At 69.4% G+C, this 16,206-nt stretch carries 14 protein-coding genes; 6 read left to right on the top strand and 8 right to left on the bottom strand.

Annotated features, from left to right (window positions below; genetic code table 11):
• Window positions 1-2 precede the first annotated feature (2 nt).
• From yidC to N416_RS0110610, 6 genes are all read left to right on the top strand, one after another.
• Window positions 3-1,043 (top strand): membrane protein insertase YidC, encoded by a 1,041-nt coding sequence (gene yidC, locus N416_RS0110635; RefSeq protein WP_231384164.1) that lies wholly within the window; start codon window positions 3-5, stop codon window positions 1,041-1,043.
• 73 nt (window positions 1,044-1,116) lie between these two features.
• Window positions 1,117-1,665 (top strand): R3H domain-containing nucleic acid-binding protein, encoded by a 549-nt coding sequence (locus N416_RS0110630; RefSeq protein ID WP_196805130.1) that lies wholly within the window; start codon window positions 1,117-1,119, stop codon window positions 1,663-1,665.
• A gap of 79 nt (window positions 1,666-1,744) precedes the next feature.
• Window positions 1,745-2,470, top strand: a complete 726-nt coding sequence (gene rsmG / locus N416_RS0110625) for a 16S rRNA (guanine(527)-N(7))-methyltransferase RsmG (protein ID WP_369797595.1) — start codon at window positions 1,745-1,747, stop codon at window positions 2,468-2,470.
• Window positions 2,467-3,465 (top strand): ParA family protein, encoded by a 999-nt coding sequence (locus N416_RS0110620; protein ID WP_081654529.1) that lies wholly within the window; start codon window positions 2,467-2,469, stop codon window positions 3,463-3,465. Before rsmG ends, N416_RS0110620 begins: the two co-directional genes overlap by 4 nt.
• A 43-nt stretch (window positions 3,466-3,508) precedes the next feature.
• The gene (locus N416_RS0110615; protein WP_024442086.1) at window positions 3,509-4,510 is read left to right on the top strand and encodes a ParB/RepB/Spo0J family partition protein; all 1,002 of its coding nucleotides are present in this window, start codon (window positions 3,509-3,511) and stop codon (window positions 4,508-4,510) included.
• Between the two features lie 223 nt (window positions 4,511-4,733).
• On the top strand, window positions 4,734-5,510 hold the full coding sequence (locus tag N416_RS0110610) for a hypothetical protein (RefSeq protein WP_024442085.1): 777 nt from the start codon (window positions 4,734-4,736) through the stop codon (window positions 5,508-5,510).
• Window positions 5,511-5,578: 68 nt separating this feature from the next.
• Here the strand turns inward: N416_RS0110610 and N416_RS0110605 are convergent, their stop codons facing one another.
• The 8 genes from N416_RS0110605 to N416_RS0110570 form a co-directional block, all read right to left on the bottom strand.
• A complete protein-coding gene (locus N416_RS0110605; protein WP_024442084.1) occupies window positions 5,579-6,799 on the bottom strand; it encodes an N-acetylmuramoyl-L-alanine amidase in 1,221 nt (406 codons plus the stop codon).
• A 167-nt stretch (window positions 6,800-6,966) separates the two neighbouring features.
• On the bottom strand, window positions 6,967-7,296 hold the full coding sequence (gene trxA / locus N416_RS0110600; protein WP_024442083.1) for a thioredoxin: 330 nt from the start codon (window positions 7,294-7,296) through the stop codon (window positions 6,967-6,969).
• Complete coding sequence (gene trxB / locus N416_RS0110595; RefSeq protein WP_024442082.1) at window positions 7,293-8,294, bottom strand: thioredoxin-disulfide reductase; 1,002 nt, start codon at window positions 8,292-8,294, stop codon at window positions 7,293-7,295. The genes trxA and trxB overlap by 4 nt, the downstream gene beginning before the upstream one ends.
• Before the next feature lie 98 nt (window positions 8,295-8,392).
• Entirely contained in the window at window positions 8,393-8,902 is a 510-nt protein-coding gene (locus N416_RS0110590) for a hypothetical protein (protein ID WP_024442081.1), read from the bottom strand.
• Between the two features lie 28 nt (window positions 8,903-8,930).
• The gene (gene sigM / locus N416_RS0110585) at window positions 8,931-9,554 is read right to left on the bottom strand and encodes an RNA polymerase sigma factor SigM (protein ID WP_024442080.1); all 624 of its coding nucleotides are present in this window, start codon (window positions 9,552-9,554) and stop codon (window positions 8,931-8,933) included.
• Window positions 9,555-9,640: 86 nt separating this feature from the next.
• Window positions 9,641-13,039 carry a murein biosynthesis integral membrane protein MurJ gene (murJ, locus tag N416_RS0110580; protein ID WP_024442079.1) on the bottom strand — a complete coding sequence of 1,133 codons (3,399 nt, stop codon included), beginning with the start codon at window positions 13,037-13,039 and terminating at the stop codon, window positions 9,641-9,643.
• Complete coding sequence (locus N416_RS0110575) at window positions 13,015-15,381, bottom strand: hypothetical protein (RefSeq protein WP_051190236.1); 2,367 nt, start codon at window positions 15,379-15,381, stop codon at window positions 13,015-13,017. The genes murJ and N416_RS0110575 overlap by 25 nt, the downstream gene beginning before the upstream one ends.
• Window positions 15,378-16,142, bottom strand: a complete 765-nt coding sequence (locus N416_RS0110570; RefSeq protein ID WP_196805127.1) for an NUDIX hydrolase — start codon at window positions 16,140-16,142, stop codon at window positions 15,378-15,380. The genes N416_RS0110575 and N416_RS0110570 overlap by 4 nt, the downstream gene beginning before the upstream one ends.
• Between the last annotated feature and the right edge of the window lie 64 nt (window positions 16,143-16,206).

Below are 16,206 nucleotides of genomic sequence, written 5' to 3'. Positions count from 1 at the left end.
TTATGTGGTTGTGGTACAAGGCTTTTGGCCTCCTCCTGGGACCCGCGAGCTTCTTCACCTGGGCGCTGTCGGTGGTGTTCCTGGTGTTCACTCTGCGGGCGCTGCTGTACAAGCCGTTCGTTAAGCAGATCCGGACCACCCGGCAGATGCAGGAGCTGCAGCCGCAGATCAAGGCGTTGCAGAAGAAGTACGGCAAGGACCGCCAGAAGATGGCGCTGGAGATGCAGAAGCTCCAGCGGGAACACGGCTTCAACCCGATCCTGGGGTGTTTGCCGATGCTCGCGCAGGTTCCCGTCTTCCTGGGGCTGTTCCACGTGCTGCGGTCGTTCAACCGGACCAGTACCGGGATCGGTCAGCTTGGCCTGTCGCCCGATCTGAACCGGCAGCTGGGCAACTACTTCTTCAGCGCGGCCGACGTCGGAAACTTCCTGGACGCGAATCTGTTCGGTGCCCCGCTGGGCGCGACCATGATCCAACGCACCGGGCTGGACGCCTTCACCGAGTTCAACCGGCTGTCGGTGATCGTGGTCGGGGTGCCGATCATGATCGCGGCCGGTATCGCGACGTACTTCAACAGCCGGGCGTCGGTAGCGCGGCAGAGTCCTGAGGCCGCCGCCAACCCGCAGACCGCGATGATGAACAAGCTGGCGCTCTACGTCTTCCCGCTGGGCGTGGTGGTCGGTGGGCCGTTCCTGCCGCTGGCGATCATCCTGTACTGGTTCTCCAACAACATCTGGACCTTCGGCCAGCAGCACTACGTGTTCGGGCTGATCGCCAAGGAGGAAGAGGACAAGAAGGAAGAGGCGCTGCGGCGCCGCGCGGCCAACGCGCCGGCCCCCGGGGTTAAGCCCAAGCGGGGTAGCCGAGCGGTCGCAACCGATGCAGCCGGGGATACCGATGCTGCCGCCGAGGAGGCGGGCGCGATCGAGGCGGAGGCCGGTGAGGCCGGGAACCCTGAGGCCACCAAGCGGAACCCGAATCGGCCCGCTGCCCGCGGCGGCCGGCCGGGCGCCGGGGCGAAGCCGAAGAAACGTAAGCGGTGACGTAACCGCGACAAGCCAGCCGGCGCGCGAGCCGCCGGGCACGGAGGGAGACGACATGACCGACACGACTGACATGAACGACGCCGGGACCACGGAGCGCGAGCCCGTGGCCTCCGAGGGCGAGGCCCAGGAGAACCAAGCCGCCCCCGCGGTGGACCTGGAAGACCGACTGGTTGCCGAGGGCGAGATCGCCGGCGACTACTTGGAGGAGTTGCTCGACCTGCTGGACTTCGACGGCGACATCGACCTCGATGTCGAGGGCCGCCGCGCGGTGGTGAGCATCGACGGCGGCACGGACCTGACCAAGCTGGTCGGCCGCAAGGGCGAGGTGCTCGATGCGCTGCAGGAGCTGACCCGTTTGGCGGTGCACCAGAAGACGGGCGAACGCAGCCGGTTGATGCTCGACATCGCCGGGTGGCGCCGTCGGCGGCGCGACGACTTGACCGCGCTGGGCGACGAGGTGGCCCGGCGGGTGCTGGAAAGCGGTGCCGACGAGGAACTGGCCCCGATGAGCCCGTTCGAACGTAAGATCGTCCACGATGCGGTGGCCGCCGTCGCCGGTGTGCACAGTGAGAGCCAGGGCGTCGAGCCGTCACGCCGCGTAGTGGTACGGCGGGACTGACCAAGACTCAGCGGGGGGAATCACAACAGTGTGATTCCCCGCCACGGTCCGTTCCCGGGAAGCCGGAGGAATGTTTCACGTGAAACATGTCGAGGGAGCACCGGCACCCGAGCCACCCCCGGAGGCGACGGAAGTATTCGGCGACCGCCTTCCCATGGCTCGCTGCTACGCGGCCTTGTTGGCCGGACCCGGTGTAGAGCGTGGCCTGATCGGCCCCCGAGAAGTCGAACGGCTCTGGGAGCGGCACCTGCTCAACTGTGCTGCAGTCGCCGAACTGCTGGAGCCCGGCGAGCGGGTGGCGGACATCGGTAGTGGGGCCGGCCTGCCGGGAATACCCCTGGCGATCGTCCGCCCGGATGTATCGATGATCCTCGTGGAGCCACTGCTGCGCCGCAGCGAGTTCCTGCATGAGGCGGTCGCGGAACTGGGCCTCGCGGGGGTGGAGGTGTTGCGTGGCCGTGCCGAAGATGCTGTCGTGCGGGACACGGCCGGCGGCTGCGATGCCGTCACGTCGCGTGCCGTGGCAAGCCTGGACAAGATCGGCCGGTGGAGCCTGCCGCTGCTACGAACGGGCGGCCGGATGCTGGCGATGAAGGGGGAGCGGGCGCAGGCCGAGGTTGATGAGCATCGCGCTGTGATGGCCAGACTAGGCGCCAACGAGGTAAGGGTGGTGAGATGTGGCGTGGACTATTTGACCCCGCCCGCGACCGTGGTGCTGGCGCTGCGGGGAGACCCCGCGGTGAAGCGCGCACGCGCTCGGGCGGCGAGCAGCACGGCACGACGGTCGAGCAGGAGGCAGGCATGAGTAGAGCAGTCCCCCCGGGCGTTACGCCACGGTCGTCGGCCGCGAAGTCCGCAGCGTCCGCTGCGGCTGTTTCACGTGAAACATCGTCGGGCTCGGTTTCACGTGAAACATCGTCGGACTTTGTCGACACCCCGATCGGAGCGGCGGCCGAGCGCGCAATGCAAGTGCTGCACACCAACAACCGGTTGCCCCGCCCCACCCGCCGCCGCGTCTTCACCGTGGCCAATCAGAAGGGCGGCGTCGGCAAGACCACCACCGCGGTCAACCTCGCCGCCGCCCTCGCGGTGCAGGGCATCAAGACCCTGGTGATCGATCTCGATCCGCAGGGCAACGCGAGCACCGCCTTAGGTATCGCCGACCGCAAATCGGGCACCCCGTCGTCGTACGAAGTGTTGATCGGGGCGATCCCGGTGACCGAAGCGCTACAGCAGAGCCCGCACAACGAACGGCTGTACTGCATTCCCGCCACCATCGATCTGGCCGGCGCCGAGATCGAATTGGTGAGCATGGTGGCGCGGGAGAACCGGCTGCGTAATGCGCTGGCAGACTTGGACGACTTCGACTTCGACTACGTCTTCATCGACTGCCCGCCCTCACTCGGACTGCTGACGGTCAACGCGTTGGTTGCCGCACCGGAGGTGCTGATTCCGATCCAGTGCGAGTACTACGCCCTGGAGGGCGTGTCCCAGTTGATGCGCAACATCGAGATGGTCAAGGCGCACCTCAACCCGCGGCTGGAGGTCACCACGGTGCTGCTGACGATGTATGACGGGCGCACCAAGCTGGCCGATCAAGTCGCCGACGAGGTCCGGCGCTACTTCGGTGACCGGGTACTGCGGACGGTGATCCCGCGCAGCGTCAAGGTGTCGGAGGCGCCTGGCTACAGCATGACGATCATCGACTACGACCCAGGTTCGCGCGGGGCGATGAGCTACCTCGATGCCAGCCGGGAGCTCGTCGAGCGAGACCTGGCCGACGGTGGGGGACAGCAGTGACCGCCGATGTACGACGACCCGGAGAAGAACAGGAGCGCCCCAGATGACCGGACCGTCGCGTAAGAAGGGCGGCTTGGGCCGCGGCCTGGCCTCGCTGATCCCGACGGGACCCGGCGAGGGGAACGAGGGCCCGGGTGACCGTCGTGCCGGCTTGGGCCCGCGCATGGGGGATGCCGCTGCGGATGTCGTTCTCGGTGGCGGTAGCAGCGCGGCCGCCCCTGCGCCCACCGCCGACGTGGGCGCGGTGTACCGGGAGATCAGGCCGGCCGACATCGATCCCAACCCGCGCCAGCCCCGGCAGGTTTTCGACGACGAGGCGCTGGCCGAGCTGGTGCACTCGATCCGGGAGTTCGGGCTCATGCAGCCCATCGTGGTGCGTGCCGTACCCGGTTCGTCGCGATACCAGTTGGTCATGGGGGAGCGGCGTTGGCGGGCTTCCCAGCAGGCCGGCCTGGAGACCATCCCGGCGATCGTGCGGGAGACCGAGGACGACAACCTGTTGCGCGATGCGCTGCTGGAGAACATCCACCGGGTACAGCTGAACCCGTTGGAAGAGGCGGCCGCCTACCAGCAACTGCTGGACGAGTTCGGGGTGACCCACGACGAACTGGCCACCCGCATCGGTCGCTCTCGTCCATTGGTGACCAACATGATCCGGTTGCTGCGCCTGCCGATTGCCGTGCAGCGCAGGGTCGCCGCCGGCGTGTTATCGGCCGGCCATGCCCGTGCCCTGCTGTCGCTGGAGGCCGGATCGGAGGCCCAGGAGGAGCTGGCGGCGCGGATCGTGGCCGAGGGACTGTCGGTGCGAGCCACCGAGGAAGCGGTCACCCTGGCCAACCGAGGGGGCACCCCGACACCGGTCGCGCCGCGGCGTAAGCCGATCCAGATGCCCGGTCTGCAGGACGTCGCAGAGCGGTTGTCGACCACCTTCGACACCCGCGTGACGGTCAGTCTCGGCAAGCGCAAAGGCAAGATCGTGGTCGAGTTCGGCTCTGTCGACGATTTGCAGCGCATCGTCGCGATGATGGACTCGACAACCTCCTGAGGCGTTGTTCGCCCAGGTCCAGGGCCACACGGCCGTTACGTCACTGTGACGGTACGGTGACCCGGCCCCGGCGGGAGTGCTGAAACATGTTGATTAACAGCAGCTTTCATTTTTCGGAGGAACCGACCCACCGAATGGCACCGAGGGTGGCATCCGGCGCCTCGACCCTCCTATTCTTAAGGGGCCGTCGTCGGCGGCAGCACGGGTTGAGACCGGGAGTCCAGTGTCTGTCCGAATCGCACCCCTGAAGCTCGAGGGCTTCGAGCAGCTTCCCAAGCACGCGCGCCGCTGTGTCTTCTGGGAGGTCGATCCAGCCACCCTCGGCGGCGACGATCACCTCTCGGACCCGGAGTTCGAAAAGGAAGCTTGGCTGTCGATGGTGATGCTGGAGTGGGGGACCTGCGGCCAGGTCGCCACCCCGTCGGCCGCCGCGCGAGGAGTCGGGGATCCACAGTGCCTCGGCTATGTGCTCTACGCACCCCCGCGAGCCGTGCCGCGGGCCCACCGGTTTCCCACCGGGCCGGTCTCGGCCGACGCTGTGCTGCTGACTTCGATCGGGGTCGATCCGGCTCCGATGGCCGACGGTCTGCCACGGGAACTGATCTCGCGGGTAGTCGAAGAACTGATGCGGCGCGGCGTACGCGCGCTCGAGGCCTTCGGCCGCACGACTGCGGTCTCCGAACTACTCGATCTCGGCACCGTCCCGCCTGACGTCGCACCGGTGTTGGAGGCGGTCGGCGACTGCTCGGTCGAGCATTGCATCATCGCCGCAGATTTCCTGACCGACGTCGGGTTCACCGTGGTGGCGCCGCACCAGTATTTCCCGCGGCTGCGCCTGGAACTCGACAAGGGCCTGGGGTGGAAGGCAGAGGTGGAGGCCGCACTAGAGCGCCTGCTGGAGAGCTCGCGGTTGGAGCAACCGATAGGGGTGGGCGCCCCCGCGGTGTCCGGCTCTGCGATTGCGTCCCAGCGGCGTCTCTCCTGCGTCGAGTCTTGCTGAACCGCCGGGTCTTTGCGGCGGTCCCAGCGGCGTCTCTCCTGCGTCGAGTCTTGCTGAACCGCCGGCGGTCAGGAGCCGCCGAGATGGCCGGTTCGCTCGACCGAAAGCTCGTGGGCCAGCAGTTCGGCGAACGTGAAGGTCCCGGTGGGCCGGTCGTTCTTGCCGAGCAGATAGAGCCGTTTGACCGCGGCGAGCATTCCTTCGGCGATGGCGTCGCGATTGGCGGGAGAGGCCAGCATCCCGCGATCACGCGGGCTGGTGATGTAGCCGACGTCGACCTCGACGGTGGGCATGCGGGTCAGCCGCAGCAGATCCCAGGTTCGGCCGTGCGCCCGACAGTCCTGTAATCCGGTGCGCGCCACTATCTCTCGCTGAATAAAGTCGGCAAGGTTGCGGCCGATGGTGGACACCGAGCCATGCGAGTTGCCGAAGTGGAAGGACGCCACGCCGTTGGCTGCCGGGCTGACGTGGGTGGCACAGCGCAGACTGATCATCAGGTCGGCGCCCACGGCGTTTGCGGTCGCGGCGCGCTCGGCGTCCGACGGGCTGCGACCGCTGGGACGGGACAGGAAAGTGTCCATCCCGATGGCCGTCATCCGGCCTTCCAAACGACTTGCCAAGTCCCACAAGATGTCTGCTTCGCTGATCGGTCCCGACGGAGTCTGGAGGATCAGGCCGTGGTCGCGGCCCCCGCGGCCCGGGTCGATGACGATCCGCTTGCCGGAGAGGCGGGGTCCCGAGCGCCGTACCAGTTCCTCCTCGCGGATCGCGTGCGGCGAACCGCCGGTCACCCGTGAGGCCAGGAAGTTCAAGGAGCGCAACGTTTCCGGCCCGCAGATACCATCGGCGTACAAACCGTACTCACGCTGATAGGACGCCAACGCGTTGTGCGTCTGGATGCCGAAGTAGCCGTCGACCAGACCGGTGTAGAAACCCAGATCCTGCAGGCGCGCCTGCAGGGTGGCGACGTCGTCGCCGTACATCGGCGCCCCGAACTGGTGGTTGAGAATACGGGCGCCCAGTCGGTAGGAGGCCTCCTTGAGCGCACGGTAGGTGGCCTCGCCGATCACGCCGTCGACGAGTAGGCCCCGCTGCTGCTGAAAGGCCCGCACCGCCTGGTCCAAGTCCTCGTCGAAGACGTCCAGGGCGACGTGTTTGCCAGTGCTCAGATCCGCGTCTGGGCTGTCCACCAGCCCCAGCGCAGCCAGCGCTGCCCGGATCTCCACCACGGCACCACTGCGGTCGCCACGACGCAGGCCCTGCTCGGTGCCGCGATGCCGACCCGACATTACTGAGCCCCTCCGGTTGTCGCTGTTGGCAGTGGAACCGTGCTGGTGGTTGCCAGCAGATTAGCCAGAATTGTCTCAGATCCCCGGCCAATTTTCGAAAACGGCGAGGCAATAAAAGGCACCTGAGAGCCGAGGCTCACAAGCGCGTCGGACAGTGCCCGGAATCGCTAGGTCGCGTCTGCGAGCTCCCGCAACAGCGCCGCTTTGCCCTTGGCGCCGACGATCCGCTTCACCGGCTGGCCGTCCTTGAACAGGATCAAGGTGGGGATCGACACCACGTTGAAGTCCCGGGCGGTGTCCGGGTTGGCATCCACGTCGAGCTTGGCGACGGTGAGCTGGTCAGCCTGCTCGGCGGCGATCTCCTCGAGGACCGGGGCCACCATCTTGCAGGGGCCGCACCAGGTCGCCCAGAAGTCCACCAGCACGGGCTTGCTGCTGGCCAATACGTCGGCGGCGAAGGTGGCGTCGGAGACGTTCACGGTGGCGTGCTCGGTCATCGGGGTGCTCCCATCAGGGTTTGGGTACCGGTGTCGTGGGCTTCGGCGGTATCGGCCGCTTCTTCGGATTCTGCCAGCCAGCGTTCGGCGTCGATGGCGGCCGCGCAGCCGGTTCCGGCCGCGGTGATCGCCTGCCGGTAGGTGCGGTCCACCAGGTCGCCGGCGGCGAACACCCCCTCCAAGGAAGTGCGTGACCCCGGTTGCTGGACCAGCACGTAGCCGTCCGGGTCCAGGTCGACGGCGCCACGCACCAGCGCCGAGCGGGGGTCGTGGCCGATCGCGACGAACACGCCGGTCACCGGCAGGGTGGTTTCCGTGCCGGTCTCGGTGTCGCGCACCCGCAGCCCGGTCACGGTCGTCTCACCCTCCACGGCCACCGGCACGCTGTTGGTGAGGAACCGGATCTTGTCGTTCTCGCGGGCCCGGTTGAGCATGATCTTCGAGGCGCGGAACTCTTCGCGGCGGTGTACCAGGGTCACGCTGCGGGCGAAGCGGGTCAAGAAGGTGGCCTCCTCCATCGCGGAGTCGCCGCCGCCGATCACCGCGATGTCCTGGTCGCGGAAGAAGAATCCGTCGCAGGTGGCACACGAGCTCACCCCGCGGCCGAGCAGTTCCTGCTCACCGGGGATGTTCAGGTAGCGGGCGGCAGCACCCATGGCCAAGATGACCGCACGGGCCCGGTGCGTCTCGCCGTCGGCGGTGACGACGGTCTTGACCGGCCCGTCCAGCTCCACCGATTCGATGTCCTCCATGCGCAGGTCAGCGCCGAAGCGCAGCGCCTGCTCGCGCATCTCGTCCATCAGCTCAGGGCCCATGATGCCGTTGCGGAAGCCGGGGAAGTTCTCCACCTCGGTGGTGGTCATCAGCGCGCCGCCGAAGGCGGTCCCCTCGAAGACCAGCGGGGCCAGTTGTGCCCGGGCGGCGTAGATCGCGGCGGTGTACCCGGCCGGGCCGGAACCGATGATGATCACATCGTGGGTGGATGGTGTCTCAGACATCGAGGGCCTTTCCGCGCGGGAGATCTGGTTACTGGGCTAGCAACGTCAGCGTAGGCGGCGATGTTCCCCGGTTCGCTACTGCCGGGTCCGGCCGGCGGCTAGGGGCGCCGCACAGTGGTGTCGGCCAGCAGCCCGGTGTCGGCGGAACTGCAGTGCGGAGCCACCGCCAACGCGATGATCGTGCCCTCTGGCGTGCCCGGCAGCAGCAGCACCACGCCGCGGTGACCGTTGATGGTGACCTCGCGGGCGCCGAGCACCTGTGTCGAGGCGGGGTAGCCCAGTCCGGCCAGGCAGCCGGTCCGGCGGGCCGGATCGGTCAGCGGGCCGTAATCGGGGCGACGGTCCAAGAGCTCGAGGATCTCCGGCTCGGTCAGCGGCAGCACCGCGGTGGGAGCGGAAGCCACCGTTATGGCGTCCAGGGAGCGCGGGCCGCTGGGGGTGTCGCCGGGGAACCGGATCAGCGCGGCGGTACCGACCCCGATAGCGATCAACGCGGCGGCGCCTCCGGCCCAGGCGGCGATCCGGCGCAACGGGGGCAGGGGACGGCTCGAGTGCGCCGGTGGCCTGGTGCGGGCCCGGGACTGTGCGCCGCCTTCATCGCTTGGCATGCTGCCGCTTCCGCTCGCTCTGGTGTCGTCACGCGCAGTCGTCGATCCGACCTGGAAACCCGCCCTTCGGCGCCAAGGCTATCCGGCCGCCGGCCGGCGCACCCGCGGCGCCGGGCGTCCGGTGGTCGGCTGGTCTGAGCAGGACGGCCAGCCGAGCGCGACCGCGGGCGCAGCGACTCTTGACGGTGCCCGGTGCCACGCCGAAGGCGTGGGCGGCATCAGCGACCGAATAGCCCTGCATGTCGACGGCGACCACCGCAGCCCGTTGGTCGGCGGGCAACCGGGACAACGCGGCGCGCACTTCCAGCGCCGTCTCTACCGCGGCGGTGTGATCATCGACAACGGCGTGCGTGACGTGCAGTTCGGTGTAGGAGATCTTGTTGCGGCGCAGGCGATCCAAGCAGGCATTGAGTACGATCCGGTGCAGCCAGCTGCCGACCGCGGCGTTGTAACGAAACGATCCCGCCGCCCGATGCGCCGACAACATCGCCTCCTGCAGCGCGTCCTCGGCGTCTTCCGGACACCCGGTGGTGAGCCGGGCCAACCGGTGTAGCCGGCGGTGGTGGCGGCCGTAGAGCTCGCCGAAGGCGAAGCGGTCACCGGCGACGTGCGCGGCCAACAGCTCGGCGTCGCTGCGGTCCCGGTGCCCCATGGGCGGACAGTAACCAGCGGCGGCCCCGTGGGCACTTCACCCGACCGAGCTGTGCACAGGCCCGCTGCGCCGGCACGGCGACCCGCCTAGGAAGCCGCCTGCACGGTGATCTCGGAGATCTGGGTGCGGCTCTCGCCCGCGGTGTTGCCCATCGTGGAGATCCACACCAGCAGGTTCGAAGTCGGAGCCGCCGAGTCGGCGCTGATCTTGTTCGAACCGGGCTGAAGCGACTTCGCCGGGGCCAGCAAGGTGGTGTCTTCGAGCCGCGACGGCTTCGGCGTCGAAGAAGAGCGCAGCTCCACCCGGGTGCCGGTGCTGGACACGTTGAGGGTGACGGTGCCGATCACCGTGGGCTTGGGCAGTTGCAGCATCAGCCCGACGCCGTTCTTGAAGTTCGGGAACGGCACCGGATCGGAGTAGGTGTCCGTCGACCAGGCGGTGGCCGGATTGCCGTCGATAGCCAGGCCGGCGTCCTGCGGCCGGTCCGCCTCGCCCCCGGGCGAGAAGACCGTCGCCTGGACCGGCTTCACGATGCCGCTGGGTCCGGTGGTGCCCGGCTGCGACGACGCCGAAGGACTGCTCAACCCCAGCTCGGTCTTGTCGAGCCCGTTGACGTCCCCGAAGATCCGGTTCAGCACCGAAGCCAGCACCAGCAGCGCGACCAAGATGACGGCCCCGCCGATGCCCAGGCCGATCAGCACCCGGCGGCGCCGCTCGGCCCGCGTCTCGTCGTCCGGTGGTGCCGGGGCCGGACGGGGCGCGGGCGCCTCGGCGCCGACCGTCCCCAACAGCTCGGTCTGCTCGTGCAGGGCCGTGGCCTGCTGCAGCAGGTTCGACAGCGTCGACGCGCCGCGGATCCCGCCGTCTGGCTGGATCGCGTGGCTGGCCGCCGCGGCGATCTGGAACGGGATGTCCGGGTTGATCGCGTCGGGTTTGACCGGGTTGCCGGCCTCGTCGCGGTCCGCGGGCTCCAGCCCCACGTCGGCCCCGGCATCGGCCAACGGCCACCGGTTGACCAGCAGCGCATACAAGGTGGCGCCGATCCCGCGGATGTCGTCCTCGGGCTTGGTATCCGGCAGCGTGGCGGGGAAGGCCAGGGTGACGTCGCCGTCGATGCTGACCCGGACCCGGGCCGGATGGTCGATCGATAGCGCCACGCCACTTTGGTGGGCGGACTCGGCCGCGGTGGCCAACGACCGGATCGCGCGGGCGGCACCGATCGGCGAGGGCGCGGTGCCGGCCACCTCCTGCAGCGAGGCGCCACGCACCCATTCAGAGACCACCAGGCCGCCCGCACCGACACGCACCACGTCGAGCACCCGGGCGATTCCGGGCAGGCTGATCTGGCTGAGCCGCTGGGTGCGCGACAGCACGCCGGTGAGCTGGTCATCGGCCAGGGTCTGGTTCGGATCGACGAACGTCAACGCGACTTGGCGGTCCAGTGCGGTGTCCAGCGCCTGCCAGAACTGCAGCACCGGGGTGCCGCCGTGGCGTACCAGCAGCCGGTAGCGGCCGCCGGCGATGCTCAGGCCGGGCGTCAGCAAGCTCTCGTTGCCGGCCGACTTGGGGGCGTCGGTCGCCCGCGGAGACGGCTGCGGAGCAACGGTCCGCGACGCGGCGCGAGGCCCGGTGCCTTCGGAAGGAATGTTGGCCACCTCCGCGCCTTTCGGTGTCCAGCCACCGGTGATGTGCTCCGGCGGCGTGTGCGCGGCGGGATCGTTCGGGACGTCCCCGCCGTCTGTGGGCAAACGGTTGTGCTCAGCGTACGGGACGCTCGTATCGGGAGAAGGCGGGTTCGCCACGCCGATCGGGGCTTCTCCGGCACCGATTCTTCGACGCACCGCGGCCAGCGCGGCAACCGCCTCGGGCACCTCGGCGCGCACCATGACCGCCCCGATGATCGGCAGCATCACCAGCGTCATCACTAGCAGGCGCAGCATCGATCCCGCCGCACCGCGGTCGGTCAGCGTGCCCAGGCCCAGCACTCGATCCAGCACCTCGGCGACCAGCCCGGCCAGCAGCGACGCCGTCAACGTCACCAGCACGGTGCGGATCACGTCCGGCCCCACCAGCCCGCCTACCGGGCGCAGTGAGCGCCGCAGCAGCACGTGCCCGACGATCGCGCCAGCGAGAAAGCCCAAGCCGTTGGCCAGACCGAGGTAGGCCGCCACCAGATCGGGGTTGTCGGTCAGGTGCGGGGCTGCCAGCGACGCGACGATCTTGACCGCCGTGATCACCACGATGATGGCGATGGGCGTCCAAGGTTGTTCCCGGGCGTAGAACACCCGCAGCTGCAGCAGCACCAGGGCGTAGGGAATCAACGTGAAAGCCGACATCGCGACCGCAGCGCCGAGGAATCCCGCGTCGACGTTGCCGAAGTTGCCGTAGGCGAACAGCGCGCTGCCGATCGCCGGGCCGCCGAGGGTCATCAGTGCGACGATCGGAATGAGGGTGATCATCATCAGCCGGGTGGCCAGGGACAGATCGGCCAGCACCGCGGGGTCGTCGCCGGCGGCGGCGTTGCGGCTCAGCCGGGGCATCACCACGGTCAGCACCGTTACGCCGATCATGCCGAACGGCAGCTGCAGCAACAGCCAGGTGTAGTAGTAGATCGCCGGGCCGGACGCGGCAGCGGTGCTGGCGATCTGATTGGTCACCACCAGGCCCACCTGGCTGATCAAGACGTAGAGCACCATCGCCGAGGCCATCGTGCCGAATCGCTTGAGCCGGTCGTCGATTCCCCACAGCGGGCGCAGGCTGATCCGTTCCCGACGAATCGCCACCAGCAGGACGGCGGTCTGGGCGACCACGCCGGCCGTGGTGCCCAGGCCCAGTACCAGCAGCTTGGCGTTGCCCATCCGCACCGGGTCAACCGACAGTTCCCCCGGCACCAGCAGGTAGGCCACCAGGGTGGCGATCGCGACGACGTTGTTGACCACAGGCGCCCAGGCCGGGGCCCCGAAGATGTTGCGGGTGTTCAGGATTGCCATGAACACCGAGGACAGCCCGTAGCAGATCACCTGGGGCAGCAGCAGATAGGCGAACGCGATGGTCAGCGGTTCGTTGACCTGCGGGTCGCCGCCCAACATCAACCGCACCAGCATCGGTGCCGCCGCCACCGAGATGACGGTGGTGGCCAGCAGCAGGGCGGTGGCCAGCGTGACCAGCCGACGTACGAACGCGGCACCGCCGTCGGCGTCGTCGCGTTCGGCGCGGGCCAGCACCGGCACGAAGATCGCGGTGAACGTCGCCTCCAGCACCAGGGCGGCGATCTGGTTCGGCAGCTGGTTGGCCACCGAGAAGGCGCTCGACAGGGCGGCCCCCAGGATCGCCGCCAAGAGCACCACCCGGATGAACCCGGTGATGCGGCTTACCAGGGTCGCCAACGCCATCCCCCAGGAGCGCGACACCACTGCGGCGTCGGTCAGCTCGGGGCGTGCGGGTTGCCGGGCCGGCGTGCTCACCGCTCTCCGCCCGGACCGGATGGGGGAGCGGGCAGGTCGGCGCGGTCGGGCTGGCCGCGGAAGCGGTGCCAGAGCCGGCGCCCGGTCAGCACCGTCAGTGCCGCCGCCGCGGTCATGGTGATCAAGAACAGCACCATGCCGTAGGCGTTGGAGTGCACCGACAAGCGGACGGACTCACCCAGCGGCAGACCGTCCGGCGTCTGCAGCGCGGCGTCGACGACGAAGTGCTGGTTGACCCGCACCTCGACCGGGACTCGCAGCGGTAGGAACCCCGGCGGCAGCTCCAATTCCCCGACATCGGTCACCGTCATCCCCGGTGGGGCGTCGACGTGTAGCCGCACCCGGATCGGGACCGCCAGGTCGTTGCGCAGCGCCAGCGGCAGCGGGCTGTGCTCGGTGGCCAGCGTGTAGGAGTCGGCGGGGTTGACGATGGTGACCGCGCCAATCAGGTCGTTGACGGTGTCGCCGATGATCGCCAGGCGCTGCGTCGCCAGGCCGTTGCGGACATCGACCGGCTCGGACTGGGTCAGTGCGCGCAGCATGCCCTCGGCGAGCGGCGCGGTGTACTGGTCACCGGTCAGGCCGGTGCGGACGTCGGTGGTCAACGCCGCGGTCAGGCCCGTCAGCCTGCCGATGTCGTTGGCCACCGCGCCGATGACGTCCGGGCTGAAGCCGCCCGCCGGTTGTTGGGTCGGCAGCGGATGCTCGGGCGGGACTGTCACGTCGCGCGCTTCGGCGATCACCGCGGTCAGCGGCCGGGGCACGGCCAGCCCGGAGCGCAGCGCGGTGGCCAAGGTGGTCAACACGGCCTGCGCGTCGTCGGCGCGGGGCTTCCAGTACGCCGGCGGCATCAGGATCTCGTCGCGTGGCGCGCGGGGGCTCTCCGGGAATTCCAGTCCGCGCCACAGCATCGAGCCCAGGGCGTCCTGGCGACGGGCCAGCGCGGAGTCGTGGCGAAGCCGGACCGCCAGCGAGGTGTCCTGGTAGCTGGGTGCGACCGGATCGGTGCCCATCGCCGCCAGCGCGGCGCCGACGGCGGGGTCGTACGGCACCGACACCAACTGTGGGGACACCCGCCGTGGGGTGACGTCGGCGGTGGCCGAGGCGCCGGACGCCGAGTCCTGCGCCGCACAGTCACCGGCGGTGATCACGACCGTTGGGCCCTCTGAGCTTTGGGCACTGATCAGGTCCGCGGCGCCGGCCGTGAGCCGGCCATCGCCGAGCAGGACCGCACCACGGGTCGAACTCACCTCGAGGATGCGGTCGACGATGTCGGCGGGCTTGCGTACCGCGATCTCGTCGAGCCTCCCGTCGCCCACCCGCGCGAGCGCATCCAGGTCGGCCTGCGCGTAGGGGGTCGCGGTGACGCAGGTGTGGTGAGCCAGCCGCCGCAGCCGCTCCAGCCAGGTCCGGGCTGCGTCACGGCCGGTGCCCGGGTGCGAGGTAGCACTCTCGGGGGAGTCGGCGACGACGTAACCGTTGGTCATCGCGTTGACGGTGACCACCAGGTCGGGGTCGACGGCCAGGCACAGCGCCTGGTTGACCACCCCGTCGGCGTCGACTGCGGGGCTGGTGGCGAACTCGGCGGCCGACAGCAGCGCATCGAGGCGCCCGCCCGGGGCCAGCGATGTCGCCAGGTCGTCATCGGTGAGCCGAACCGGCAGGGTGCCGCCGGGTGCGCCGGGTGTCAGCCGGGGCCGATCGGCCAGCGGCCAGAACATGGTGAGTCGCACCGGTTGGGAGATGTCGGGTGCGACGGTGCCGGTCGACAGGTCGGCGTCCGGATCGGGTTTGGGCAGGCCGGTCACCGGCAGCAGGAACCGGGCGTCGTCCAGCCGGGTCGGCTCGCCGTAGTCGGGCGTGCCATTGACGTTGACCAGCACCGGATAGATGCCGGGGTGCTCAATGTTCAAGGCCGGTTGGCTCGCTGAGCGCAGTGGTGCCGCCAGCGTGAAGCGGGCTTCCTGCCCGCGTTGCAGTTCGGCGGCCACCGTGGCGAACGCGCCGACCGCGCGGTACTGGTCATTGGCGCCGCTGAGGTTGGTGCGCAGCCCGGCAGAGGAGGCGACCGCGCCGGCCTGCTCGAGGCGCACCATCACATCGCGCACCGGGCGGTCGCCCACATTGCTCACCGTGCCGGCGACGGTGACGAGCGGGACGCTGGAGGTGGTGACGACTTCCGGGGTGACGCGGTCGATGCGGATCTGTACGAACGGCGCCACATCGGGCTCCCCGGCGGGGACATGCGGGGCGGCGCCGCCCAGTGCCGTGCCGAGAGTGATCAGGAGGGCGGTCACCACCGCCGGTAGGGCCGCCAACCGCCTCGGCGAGGGGCCCCCACCGCTTCGTCGCGTGCGGGTCACGGGTCCAGCCTGCGACCGTTCTTCGGGTCCGGCGAGTCCTCGCCCGCGCGAGTACGGCGGGCGCGAGAATGCGTCTGCTCGCGTCGCCAGGGTGCGGTCACCGGCAGGGGCGGCAGGGCGGCCGGGCCGTCGGCCTGCAACCGGTCGATCAACTCGTCGGCGACCTGCGCCAACCGGCGCTCGTCCGCGTACGCCAGGCGGGACGGCAGTTCCCGGATCGGCACCCACGCCACCTCGGCGACCTCGACGTCGTCGTCGCACAGCTCTCCACTGGAGAACCGCATCAGATAGTGGTGCACGGTCTTGTGCACCCGGCGACCGTCGGTCACGAACCAGTAGTCGATGCTGCCCAGCGCAGCCAGCACGCTGCCCTGCACGCCGGTTTCTTCGGCGACCTCGCGGATCGCGGTCTGCTCGGCGGTCTCGCCGACTTCGATATGTCCTTTGGGCAGTGACCACAGCATCCGGCCCCGCCGGTCGACCCGGCCGATCAGAGCCGCGACCTGCTCTTCGCGCGGGCCGTCGATGCCATCGACGACCAGCCCGCCGGCGGAGGTCTCGTGCACGGTGCGCAACCGGTCCGGCCCGTGCCGCGCGGTGCGGGGCCGGCGCTGGGCGGCACGACTCGGCGTCGCGCTCGGGCTGGGGCTGGCTTCGGTGGCCGGTGATTCGGCGTGGTTGATTTTCGGACCAGACGTGCGTCGACCACGACGCCGCCTGCGGCGCCGTCCCGAATTGGCTTCTCCGCCGTCGGCCGACACCCATGCGATAGTAGCTGGCACGGTCGGGCGGATCTGCCTCCCTCGCCGGTGGCCCGCTTCGCCC

Origin of the sequence: Mycobacterium sp. UM_WGJ, assembly GCF_000455125.1 — a bacterium.
GTDB lineage: Bacteria > Actinomycetota > Actinomycetes > Mycobacteriales > Mycobacteriaceae > Mycobacterium.
This window is presented reverse-complemented; position numbering and strand designations above follow the sequence as displayed.